General features: G+C 65.6%; 14 protein-coding genes. 6 read left to right on the plus strand and 8 right to left on the minus strand.

The genetic code is table 11. The features are described from left to right. Positions 1 to 99: 99 nt before the first annotated feature. The 3 genes from HHL13_RS09950 to HHL13_RS09960 are packed head-to-tail and all read left to right on the plus strand — an operon-like array spanning position 100 to position 1,990. Entirely contained in the window at positions 100 to 552 is a 453-nt protein-coding gene (locus tag HHL13_RS09950; RefSeq protein WP_169555515.1) for a tRNA (cytidine(34)-2'-O)-methyltransferase, read from the plus strand. After that, positions 549 to 1,400: an oxygen-dependent coproporphyrinogen oxidase gene (gene hemF / locus HHL13_RS09955; protein WP_169555516.1), complete on the plus strand. Its 852-nt coding sequence runs from the start codon at positions 549 to 551 to the stop codon at positions 1,398 to 1,400. The genes HHL13_RS09950 and hemF overlap by 4 nt, the downstream gene beginning before the upstream one ends. Next, the gene (locus tag HHL13_RS09960; RefSeq protein ID WP_169555517.1) at positions 1,391 to 1,990 is read left to right on the plus strand and encodes a GNAT family N-acetyltransferase; all 600 of its coding nucleotides are present in this window, start codon (positions 1,391 to 1,393) and stop codon (positions 1,988 to 1,990) included. The genes hemF and HHL13_RS09960 overlap by 10 nt, the downstream gene beginning before the upstream one ends. Here HHL13_RS09960 and HHL13_RS09965 read toward each other — a convergent pair. Then, entirely contained in the window at positions 1,954 to 2,679 is a 726-nt protein-coding gene (locus tag HHL13_RS09965; protein WP_169555518.1) for a hypothetical protein, read from the minus strand. The two genes, HHL13_RS09960 and HHL13_RS09965, sit on opposite strands and share 37 nt — an antisense overlap. After that, on the minus strand, positions 2,676 to 3,518 hold the full coding sequence (locus HHL13_RS09970) for a hypothetical protein (protein ID WP_169555519.1): 843 nt from the start codon (positions 3,516 to 3,518) through the stop codon (positions 2,676 to 2,678). The genes HHL13_RS09965 and HHL13_RS09970 overlap by 4 nt, the downstream gene beginning before the upstream one ends. Before the next feature lie 82 nt (positions 3,519 to 3,600). On the opposite strand from HHL13_RS09970, the gene lipB reads away from it, so the two are divergent. From lipB to HHL13_RS09985, 3 genes are all read left to right on the plus strand, one after another. Next, positions 3,601 to 4,278 carry a lipoyl(octanoyl) transferase LipB gene (gene lipB, locus HHL13_RS09975; protein WP_169555520.1) on the plus strand — a complete coding sequence of 226 codons (678 nt, stop codon included), beginning with the start codon at positions 3,601 to 3,603 and terminating at the stop codon, positions 4,276 to 4,278. A 63-nt stretch (positions 4,279 to 4,341) separates the two neighbouring features. After that, positions 4,342 to 4,569, plus strand: a complete 228-nt coding sequence (locus HHL13_RS09980; protein ID WP_169555521.1) for a hypothetical protein — start codon at positions 4,342 to 4,344, stop codon at positions 4,567 to 4,569. 192 nt (positions 4,570 to 4,761) lie between these two features. Continuing rightward, positions 4,762 to 5,415, plus strand: coding sequence for a hypothetical protein (locus tag HHL13_RS09985; RefSeq protein WP_240953675.1), 654 nt, complete (start codon positions 4,762 to 4,764; stop codon positions 5,413 to 5,415). A 32-nt stretch (positions 5,416 to 5,447) separates the two neighbouring features. Here HHL13_RS09985 and queE read toward each other — a convergent pair whose 3' ends face one another. The 6 genes from queE to argF all read right to left on the minus strand — a co-directional run bounded on the left by queE (position 5,448) and on the right by argF (position 9,870). Then, positions 5,448 to 6,080 carry a 7-carboxy-7-deazaguanine synthase gene (gene queE, locus HHL13_RS09990; RefSeq protein WP_169555523.1) on the minus strand — a complete coding sequence of 211 codons (633 nt, stop codon included), beginning with the start codon at positions 6,078 to 6,080 and terminating at the stop codon, positions 5,448 to 5,450. Further along, on the minus strand, positions 6,077 to 6,760 hold the full coding sequence (gene queC / locus HHL13_RS09995) for a 7-cyano-7-deazaguanine synthase QueC (RefSeq protein ID WP_169555524.1): 684 nt from the start codon (positions 6,758 to 6,760) through the stop codon (positions 6,077 to 6,079). The genes queE and queC overlap by 4 nt, the downstream gene beginning before the upstream one ends. 217 nt (positions 6,761 to 6,977) lie before the next feature. After that, positions 6,978 to 7,385, minus strand: coding sequence for a hypothetical protein (locus tag HHL13_RS10000; RefSeq protein ID WP_240953677.1), 408 nt, complete (start codon positions 7,383 to 7,385; stop codon positions 6,978 to 6,980). Positions 7,386 to 7,480: 95 nt separating this feature from the next. After that, positions 7,481 to 8,416, minus strand: coding sequence for an Hsp33 family molecular chaperone HslO (locus HHL13_RS10005; protein ID WP_346775535.1), 936 nt, complete (start codon positions 8,414 to 8,416; stop codon positions 7,481 to 7,483). A 101-nt stretch (positions 8,417 to 8,517) separates the two neighbouring features. Further along, positions 8,518 to 8,940: a hypothetical protein gene (locus tag HHL13_RS10010; RefSeq protein ID WP_169555526.1), complete on the minus strand. Its 423-nt coding sequence runs from the start codon at positions 8,938 to 8,940 to the stop codon at positions 8,518 to 8,520. 9 nt (positions 8,941 to 8,949) lie between these two features. Next, a complete protein-coding gene (gene argF, locus HHL13_RS10015) occupies positions 8,950 to 9,870 on the minus strand; it encodes an ornithine carbamoyltransferase (RefSeq protein WP_169555527.1) in 921 nt (306 codons plus the stop codon). Positions 9,871 to 9,933: the final 63 nt, after the last annotated feature.

Here is a 9,933-nt window from a genome sequence, read left to right on the forward strand (position 1 = left end):
ACGCATCCATGACGCGAGCCAGAGCGAGCCGCCTTGTTGCGAATCACTCGCAATTTTTCCGGCATTTTTCGCACGAGGCTGGCGGCCTATAGGGCGGCGATGCGTATTGCACTCTACCAGCCCGAGATTGCGGGCAATGTCGGCGCGATCCTGCGCCTTTCGGCGTGCCTCGGCGCGGCCGTCGACTTGATCGAGCCGATGGGATTCGCATGGGACGACCGCCGGGTCGCACGCGCCGGAATGGACTATATCGATCATGTCGCGATCACCCGGCATGTCGATTGGGACGCGTTCCTCGCTACCGTCACGGGGCGGATCGCCCTGTTCACCACCCGCGCCTCGCAACGGCTGGATGTCGTGCGATTCCAGCCCGGCGACTTGCTGCTGTTCGGCTCCGAGGGGTCGGGCGCGCCCGATTTCGTGCACGAGCGCGCCGACCTGCGCGTGCGGATTCCGCTGCGTCCCGGCCTGCGGTCCTTGAACCTTGGCGTTTCCGCGGGCATCGGGCTGGCCGAAGCGCTTCGGCAGACCAATGGATGGCCCCAAGAATGAAACCCCTGGACGATCAGCAGCAGGCGGCACGGACCTGGTTCGAGAGCCTGCGCGATTCGATCTGCGCGGAATTCGAGCGAATCGAGCGCGAAGCCGGATCGGACGCCAGCTTCGACTATCTGAGCTGGGACCGCACCGATCCCTCGGGCGAGCCCGGCGGCGGCGGGGTGCGCGGGGTGATGAAGGGCCGCGTGTTCGAAAAGGTCGGCGTCAACGTCTCGACCGTGGGGGGCACGCTGGAAGGCGAATTCGCCAAGACGATCCACGGCGCGGCGGAAAATCCCGGATTCTTCGCAACCGGCATCAGCCTCGTCGCGCATATGGCCAATCCGCATGTGCCGGCGGTGCATATGAACACGCGCTTCCTGTGCACCACCAAGCGCTGGTTCGGCGGCGGCGCGGACCTGAATCCGCCGATTCCCTATGAAGCCGATACGGCGGACTTCCATGCGACTCTGAAGAGCGCCTGCGATGCCCATGATCCGGAGCATTATCCGCGCTTCAAGAAATGGGCCGACGACTATTTCTACATCCCCCACCGCAAGGTGCATCGCGGCGTGGGCGGGATCTTCTACGATCACCTCGAAAGCGAAGGCGATGCGTGGGACGCGAATTTCGCCTTCACACAGGATGTCGGCCGCGCCTTCCTCGATACCTATCCGCGCATCGTGCGCGAGCGGATGGCGACCGAATATAGCGACGACGACGTACAGCAGATGCGGGTGTGGCGCGGGCGCTATGCCGAATTCAACCTCGTCTATGATCGCGGCACGCTGTTCGGGCTGAAGACCGGCGGCAATATCGACGCGATCCTGATGAGCCTGCCCCCGCTGGCCGCATGGGACTGAACCCGGTCCCCAACGACCAGATCGCCACGATCGTCACCTCCCTGGAGATGCTGGCGAAGCCGGTGCCGCGCCCTACCCCGCCCTCGCCCTTCCGGCTGGTCCACTGGCCGAAGCCGGACAGCGAGCGGTACCGCACGCTGTTCCGGCGCGTGGGGGAGCCGTGGATGTGGTTCTCGCGGCTGGTGATGGCCGAGGAGCGGCTGCGCGCGATCCTCGATGACGAGCGGGTCGAAGTCTATGCGGTGACCAACCGCGCAGGCGTCGAGCTGGGGATGCTCGAACTCGACTTCCGCACCGAAGGCATGTGCGAGCTCTCGTTCTTCGGGATGGTCGCGGAACTGACCGGCAAGGGCAATGGCGGCTGGCTGATGGGCCATGCGCTGGCGCTGGGCTGGCGCAAGGGCGTCGAGCGGATGTGGGTGCATACCTGCACGCTGGATCATCCTAGCGCGCTGGGGTTCTATCAGCGCCACGGCTTCGTGCCCTACCGGCGCGAAGTGGAGACCTTCGCCGATCCGCGCCTGTCGGGCCTGATGCCGCGCGAGGCGGCGCCTCACATTCCGGTGCTGGATCCCGCCAGACGGCGATAGGCGGCGACCTGGAGCAAGGCCGAGGCGAGCGCGGCAAGGGCCGAAACGAACGACGCGAGCAGCAGCACCGGTGCCGCCACGACCGGCGAGAGGCTTTTCGCCGCCAGCGCCAGATCGCCGAGCAGCATCGCCGCCAGCGCGTTGGCCATCACCACCGCGAGATAGGTCGTCGTCAGCATCCAGCCATGTCCGCGCGTATGGGCAATGCCCTGCATCAGCCCGGACAGCGGATTGCGGCGTTCGGCAACGATCGTCGCGGTGGTCAGGAAGGTTCGCCCGGCGAGGTAGAAGCCGGGCAGGATCAGCGGAAAGAAGCCAATGCCGCACAACAGGCTGGCGAAGATCCAGCCCGCCAGCACCACCGGCCACAGCCACAGCGCCCGGCCGATCGCATCGCGAAGGGTCGGCCGCTCGGGCGAGAGCAGCATTACCAGCAGCGTTGCGGTGCCGAGCAATTGCACGCCGATGGCCGAGACCAGCCACGGGCCGTTATCGACGAAATAGGCGATCATCGCCGCCTGACGCCCGGCCTCGTCCAGCGCACTGGTATCCGCCGGATCGGGCATGAACAGATTCAGCGCGAACGATGGCAGCAGATAGAAGACGCACGCGATCCGCAGCAGCAGGTCGCGATCCGCCTTCCAATATCCCGCTGCCGATTCGAGCAGCTCGACCAGCCGCAACTTCACGATCGCACGGCGCGCTCGCGCTCCGCGGCAAGGGCGACATAGAGCTTGGCGGCAAAGACCGGGGCCAGCACGGTGAAGCCGGTCTGCACCGCCGCGACGATCACCGACGTCAGCACGCTGGCGAGGCTGAGCGTACCGCCCCCGCCGCCGGCGATCAGCGAGAAGACCGTGCCGAACACGAGCTGCGCCGCCAGCGCCGCCACATTGGACACCACCGCATAGAGGAACATCACGCCGACGATCCGCCACGCGACGCCGCGGGTCAGCGCCCAGCTGCGCAGCAGCGCGCCGAACATCGCCTTTTCCCGCACGATCACAGCGTTCACCACCGCAAGGCGCGCGCCGAGCCAGATGCAGACCAGCGCCGCGAGGATGCCATAGATGCCGATCGACCAGGCGACGCTGGACGGCATCGACACATCGACCGGCGTACCGCGCGCGATCGCCGCCAGATCGACTCCGCTGACCATCAGCGTCAGGACGATGGGCGCGAAGATCAGCATCATCGCGAGGAATATCGCCACGGCGACCGCCAGCGCCGGCCCCAGCCGCCGCAGCGCGATCCTGCCCGCGCCGCCGCCGCCGTCGAGCACCATTGCGGTGAGCATCAGCATGCCCCAGGTGATCACGACGATCGCAGCGAGGATGATGAGTTCGAGCACCAGCCGCAGCCCGGGCGTGGTCTCGGTGACCAGCGGCTGAAAGCTGCCCATGACCGAGAAGGGTACGAAGAACGCGATCAGCGCGATCGGCACGATCGAGGGCAGATTGTCGGTCAGAAATTCCGCCGTCCGATCCCAGACGGTGCCCATCTTCACCATGACCGCTTCTTCCTCCACCCCTGTTCCGCCTGCGTGTAGCCCCGCGCAACATTGTTGCCAATGCTTGCGAAAATCCGGCCATGCGCGCAATCGGCCAATGATGGCAACGACTTCGGAACGGATCGAATGGCGCGTCTCTCCGGAGCGCGTACCCTATGACGTGGCGCTGGCCGAAATGGAGGCGCGCGCCGAAGCGGTGCGCGAAGGCGCGGCGGACGAGCTGGTGTGGCTGCTGGAGCACCCGCCGGTCTATACCGCCGGCACCAGCGCGGACCCGGTCGAGCTGCTCGATCCGCGCTTCCCGGTCCACCGCACCGGACGCGGCGGCCGCTACACCTATCACGGGCCGGGCCAGCGAATCGGCTATGTCGTGATGGACCTGCGCCAGCGGCAACGCGACGTGCGCAACTATGTCCATTCGCTCGAAGGCTGGGTGATCGCGGCGCTGGGCGAACTGGGGATCGAGGCGTTCCGCGCGCCGGGGCGGATCGGCATCTGGACGCTGGATCACGGCCAGGAAGCGAAGATCGGCGCGATCGGCGTACGCATCCGCCAATGGGTGACGCTGCACGGCTTCGCGGTGAACCTGAATCCGGACCTGAATCACTTCACTGGCATCGTGCCGTGCGGGATCGCCGAATATCCCGTCACCAGCGCCGCCGCGCTTGGCCTCGACATCTCCGCAGCTCGCCTTGATTCTGCCTTAAATGCCACATTTTTGCCATTTTTGGCCGATCTGGACGAAATTGGCCTTGAGGGCCCGAACCGAACCGACTAATATCCACTAAGGTTTGGGTATTAGGGCGTTCTGCCGCCAAACTGATTATCTAGGGAGCTTTCAATGCGTGCAATTCTTTCGAAGGTCGCTGCGGTTTCGATGATCGCCGGCGCCGGCCTGCTCGTCACGGCCTGCGGCAAGACCGAGACCACGGCCACCGTCAACAACACCGTCGAGGAAGTCTCGACCGTCAACGTCACCGACGACATGACCGGCACCGTCGACGCCGCCAACGTGAGCACGACCACGGTCAGCAACACCGTCGAGACCACCACCTCGAACACGATGTAATCTCGCTTTCACAGCGATGATGCAGAGGGCCGCCCGGGCAACCGGGCGGCCCTTTTCGTTCCAGAAATGGGCCGGTGCGAACGGGTTAACTTTAAAAAGGGGCTTGGGGCTGTCCTAAAAAGTCCGTAACCACGCCACATAAGGATCGAGAGGGACAAGATGCTCGTTCGGCGTATCGTTTTTGCAATGGCCATGAGCGCCGGCCTGATGGCCGCGGCGCCGGCTTCCGCGCAATTCTTCATGAAGCCCGTTGACCTGAGCAGCGAGCGCGCCACCGGCGGCGAACCCGGCATGGTCGGCCCGGCCCTGCCCGGCGCGACGCCGGAGGAACTGCGCGCGGCGATGGTGTGGAACCTGCGCGCCGCGCTGAACGTGGCGGCGCTGCAATGCCAGTTCGAGCCGACCCTGCTGACGCTCGACAATTACAACGCGATCCTGCGCGACCATTCGAAGGAGCTGGCCAGCGCGTACGCGACGCTGGAAAAATACTTCGTCCGGGTCGCGAAAAACAACAAGAAGGCCGGCCAGACCGAGCTCGATCGCTTCGGTACGCGCGTCTATTCGGGCTTCTCGACCGTCTCGGCGCAGCTTTCCTTCTGCTCGGTCGCGTCGGACATCGGCCATGACGCGCTGTTCCTGAAGCCCGGCTCGTTCGGCGAACTGGCGCACGACCGGATGCGCGAACTGCGCCGCAGCCTGACGCCGTGGGGCGAGCAGCAGTTCAACAGCAAGCACGCCCGCCCGCTGTACCACACCTATCGCCTTCCCGACTTCGCGAACGTGAAGTGCTGGAAGAAGGATCAGTGGGTGGCCAAGAAGTGCGGACCGGTGCCGTCGCTTATCTGAGGACGCTGCGCTGAGCTTCGATGCGTCGAGCGTCAGCGCAATCCCAGCAGCTTGTGCGTCTGGAGCGACAGCCGCCATTTCGGCCGCTCCAGCGCGAAGTTCACCGCCGCATTCTGGTTCTCCAGCGCATTGGCATCGTCCATCGGCTGGACGAGGAAGTGGCTGAAGTCCCAGCCCTCCAGCGCGTCGACATCGGTACCGGCCTGCGGCCAGACCAGCTTGAGCTCGTCGCCCGACCGCTGCGTCACGTCGCTGCCCGCCTTGGGGCTGACGCACACCCAGTCGATCCCCGGATGCACCGGCAGCGTGCCGTTGGTCTCGATCGCGATGCGGAAGCCGCGCGCGTGCAGCGCATCGACCAGCGCATCGTCGATCTGCAGCATCGGCTCGCCGCCGGTGAGCACCACGAAGCGCGCCTCAACGCCCTCGCCCCAATGTCCGGCAACCGCATCGGCCAGCGCCGCCGCGTCGGCGAACTTGCCCCCGCCAACGCCGTCGGTGCCGACGAAATCGGTGTCGCAGAATTTGCAGATCGCCTTCGCCCGGTCCTGTTCGCGGCCGGTCCACAGATTGCAGCCGGCGAAGCGCACGAACACCGCGCGCGCACCCGCATTCACCCCCTCGCCCTGCAGCGTGAGGAACATTTCCTTGACGGCGTAGCTCATGCCGGTTCCGCGTAAACCGTAGGATCGGCGATCCCGGCGTCCTCGAAGCCCTTCGAGCGCAAGCGGCAGCTGTCGCACAGCCCGCAATGCACGCCGCCGGGCGCCGGATCGTAGCACGACCAGCTGAGCCCCGCGTCGAGCCCCAGCCGCGCCGCTTCGCGAACGATGTCGGCCTTGGTCATGTGTTGCAGCGGTGCGTGGATCTTGAAGGGCTGGCCCTCGACGCCCGCCTTGGTCGCGACTTCGGCCAGCTTCTCGAACTCGGCGATGAATTCGGGGCGGCAATCGGGATAGCCCGAATAATCGAGCGCATTGACGCCGATATAGAGGTCGCGCGCGCCCGCAGCCTCGGCCCAGCCCAGCGCGAGGCTGAGGAAGATGGTGTTGCGCGCGGGGACATAGGTGACGGGGATATCGTCGCCCACCCCGGCCTTTGGCACGTCGATCTCCGCCGTCAGCGCAGACCCGCCGAACGCGCGCAGATCGAGCGGCAGCACGACATGCCGTTCCGCCTTGAGCATGTGCGCGATGCGCCGCGCCGCCGCCAGCTCGATATGGTGCCGCTGATTGTAATCGATCGAAAGCGCCAGCAGGCGATGCCCGTCCTCACGCGCCCGCGCCGCGGACACCATCGAATCCAGCCCGCCCGAGACCAGCACAACCGCAAAACTCTGAGTCATGCCCGAACGGCTAGCCTTTTTTGCGCGCGCGTCCAGCACGACATGAAAAAAGGGCCGCCGAAGCGGCCACGCATAAAAAAATGGGCCGCCGAAGCGGCCCTCGTGAGGATCGGGAAAACCCGCCAGAGAGGAATGTGCTCCGGGAAGGAGCGTCCCCTGTCTAACCCGCCAATGGTAAATGAAGTGTGAACAAGATTTCGCCACAATTGGGCGCGGATCAGCCGCAGGGGCCGGTCTTGCGTCCTTCGATCTCGAACGAGAAAGGCGCGCCGTCGACCACGCCCTGCGTGTCGATCCGTACCAGACGACCGGTTTCTACCGTAACGCTGGTGCGGCCATAGCCGTGGCCCGGGCAGGTATAGTGGACGGTGGCGACGTCCTTCGTATTCTCGATCACCACCTGAGTGCATTGCGCGCCGGGGTGACGCAGCTGGAGGAGAACCGCCGGATTGCCGACGCAGAGCTTGCGCGACGCGCCGCCTGTCTCCTTGAGCTGCCACTGGCCGGTCTCGATCCCGTTGAGCGCCTGCAACGCATGACGGTCGCGCTGCGGGGCGGCGCCACCGGCTCCGATCAGGATCACCATCCCGGCCAGAGCCGGACGCCATATTCGGCCAAACATCATCAAGAACACTCCCGCCCCCGGGCGACCCGCGCACGGCTCTGTGGCCGAATCGCGTCTTCGTTCAATTCCCACCGATATGGCGTGAGATCGCCATATTACAACGGCGGTGTAATGAAATCGGACAGGGGCACGGGGAATTTGATCGAGCAGAATGCGCAGTCGACGGTGATGACGCCCTGCTCATCGGCCATGTCCGCCCGTTCCTCCGGACCGAACTTGGACAGGACCGACGTGATATAGGCGGGATCGCACCGGCAGCCGCGGCTGAGCGCCACCGAACCGAGCACGCGCACCTCTTCCTCCTCGTTGAACAGGCGCCATACGAGGGTTTCGAGGGTGATCGACGCATCGGCCAGTTCGTCCGCGCCCATCGTGCTGCCCAGCGCCTCGACATGCTCCCATTCGGGATGGTCGAGCCGGGTGTGCAGCCGCTCGCGGCCCACCTCGCCCTCCGGCAGATGCTGGAGGAACAGGCCGCCGGCGATCAGCTTGCCCGCCGCGTCGCGATTCATTCCCAGCCGGACAAGGCTGGGAATCTGCTCGGACTGAAGGAAATAGCTCTCGGCCGCGGCCGCCAGCGAGTCGCCGTCGAGCGGGACGATGCCCTGATAGCGTTCCTTGGTGGCCGCCTGATCGAAGGTGATGGCGAGATAGCCGGTGCCGAACAGCGCGAACAGCGACGGGTTCGGCCCGACTTCGGCGAGCTTGTCCTCGTCATACTGGATATAGCCGCGCAGTTCGCCGCCGCGATAGTCGCACACCAGCAGCCGCACGACGCCGTTCTGCGTCTGCGTCTGGAGGGTCAGCTGACCACCGGCATCCTTCAGCGTCGAGCCCAGCAGAGCGGCAAGCGTCAGCGCCTCCGCGAGCAGAGCCTCGATCGCTGGCGGATAGGCGTGCGCGGCCAGGATCACGTCGAGCGCCGGCCCGAGCCGCACCATGCGCCCGCGCGCATGGCGCTCGGGAATGGTAAAGCCGATTGCGCGATCGAGGTCCTTGGCGAGATCGGTTGCAGGCACGGTGTCGGTCACGGCAAATCTCCACCCGTCCGGCGGCCGCTGCATGCGACGCCCTCGGGCGATCGGGTTTTCGGGATTGGGCTATAGATAGGAAGCGCCGTTCCCGAAACAACTCAGGCGGCGCAGACCTGTTTCCGCGGGCGCGACACGACCCATAGCGCCCAGCCGCTCATCAGCGCGAGCAGGCCCAGCAGCGCGAGAATGAAGCTGCTGTACCCCGCTACCACGAGTTGACCGATATTCAGGAAAGACGGCGCGACGATCAGGCCGATCCATATGGGGCTGCTGCAGATGAGCAGCGCGCAACCGACACCTCCGGCAACAAGCCAAAGGCCGGTCATTTGCATCCGTGCGTAAGGACGCCTTTCACGGATCGAAAGCAGGACGCCAACGGCATTCGCGGCGGCGATCAGAAGCAACGACAGCAACGCCCAGCCCCCGACACTCAAACCCGCACCGTCATCGAACGCAGCCCTAACCGCCAGCGCCGCGACGGCAGCCAGCGCGGCTATCGCCGCTATCCGGATCGCCTGCATTCGTGCCTCCTAGATCTGACCGAAGCACCACCTTAGCACCGACTTCTGCGCATGAAGGCGGTTTTCCGCCTCGGGCCAGATCAGCGACTGAGGTCCGTCGATCACTTCGCTCGTCACTTCCTCTTCACGATGCGCGGGGAGGCAGTGGAGGAACTTCGCGTCGGGCTTTGCCGCCGCCATCAGGTCGGCGGTGACCTGATAGGGCATCATCGCCGCCAGCTTGGTCTCGGCGTGGAGCTGGCCCATCGAGATCCAGGTGTCGGTGACGATGATGTCGGCACCCTCCACGGCTTCGCGCGGATCGCCGACCACGCGCGCCCGGCCCTGCCCGCGTGCGACGTCGCTTTCGGGGGGCTGGAAGCCCTGCGGACAGGCTGCGACCACGTCGAACTGCATCAGCGCGCCGGCTTCGATGATCGAAGCGAGCACGTTGTTGCCGTCGCCGAGCCACGCGACCTTGAGGCCGGGGAGCGACTTGCCGCTTTCGATGATCGTCAGCAGATCGGCCATGATCTGGCACGGATGCGAATTATCGGTAAGGCCGTTGATGACCGGCACGCTGGCATAGTGCGCCATTTCCTCGAGCTTCGCATGATCGTCGGTGCGGACCATGATCGCGTCGCAATAGCCGGAAAGCACGCGGGCGGTGTCGGCCACCGTCTCGCCGCGGCCGAGCTGCGACGTACCCCCGTCGAGGATCACCGAACTGCCGCCGAGCTGGCGGATCGCCATGTCGAACGACACGCGGGTGCGGGTCGAATTCTTTTCGAACACCATCGCAAGGGTGTGCCCGGCGAGCGGGGCGTCGGCATCGGCCTTGCCCTTGGGATAGCCCGCGCGCGCGGCCTTGCGGTCGATCGCATCGGCCAGCATCGCGGCGATGCCGTCGGGGCCGGCGTCGGTCAGATCGAGAAAGTTACGGTAGGTCATGGCAGAATTACTCTCTCACCGTTCGCTTCGGGCGAAGTCGAGAAGCAATGTGTCTCGACTTCG

The sequence above is a fragment of the Sphingomonas sp. G-3-2-10 genome (assembly GCF_012927115.1).
Lineage (GTDB): Bacteria > Pseudomonadota > Alphaproteobacteria > Sphingomonadales > Sphingomonadaceae > Sphingomonas.

What these genes read in the sequence shown, in the direction of transcription:
- HHL13_RS09950 (WP_169555515.1), top strand. Translation starts at nt 100, where the DNA reads ATGCGTATTGCACTCTACCAGCCCGAGATTGCGGGCAATGTCGGCGCG.
- hemF (WP_169555516.1), top strand. Translation starts at nt 549, where the DNA reads ATGAAACCCCTGGACGATCAGCAGCAGGCGGCACGGACCTGGTTCGAG.
- HHL13_RS09960 (WP_169555517.1), top strand. Translation starts at nt 1,391, where the DNA reads ATGGGACTGAACCCGGTCCCCAACGACCAGATCGCCACGATCGTCACC.
- lipB (WP_169555520.1), top strand. Translation starts at nt 3,601, where the DNA reads ATGGCAACGACTTCGGAACGGATCGAATGGCGCGTCTCTCCGGAGCGC.
- HHL13_RS09980 (WP_169555521.1), top strand. Translation starts at nt 4,342, where the DNA reads ATGCGTGCAATTCTTTCGAAGGTCGCTGCGGTTTCGATGATCGCCGGC.
- HHL13_RS09985 (WP_240953675.1), top strand. Translation starts at nt 4,762, where the DNA reads ATGAGCGCCGGCCTGATGGCCGCGGCGCCGGCTTCCGCGCAATTCTTC.
- queE (WP_169555523.1), bottom strand. Translation starts at nt 6,080, where the DNA reads ATGAGCTACGCCGTCAAGGAAATGTTCCTCACGCTGCAGGGCGAGGGG.
- queC (WP_169555524.1), bottom strand. Translation starts at nt 6,760, where the DNA reads ATGACTCAGAGTTTTGCGGTTGTGCTGGTCTCGGGCGGGCTGGATTCG.
- HHL13_RS10000 (WP_240953677.1), bottom strand. Translation starts at nt 7,385, where the DNA reads ATGATGTTTGGCCGAATATGGCGTCCGGCTCTGGCCGGGATGGTGATC.
- HHL13_RS10010 (WP_169555526.1), bottom strand. Translation starts at nt 8,940, where the DNA reads ATGCAGGCGATCCGGATAGCGGCGATAGCCGCGCTGGCTGCCGTCGCG.
- argF (WP_169555527.1), bottom strand. Translation starts at nt 9,870, where the DNA reads ATGACCTACCGTAACTTTCTCGATCTGACCGACGCCGGCCCCGACGGC.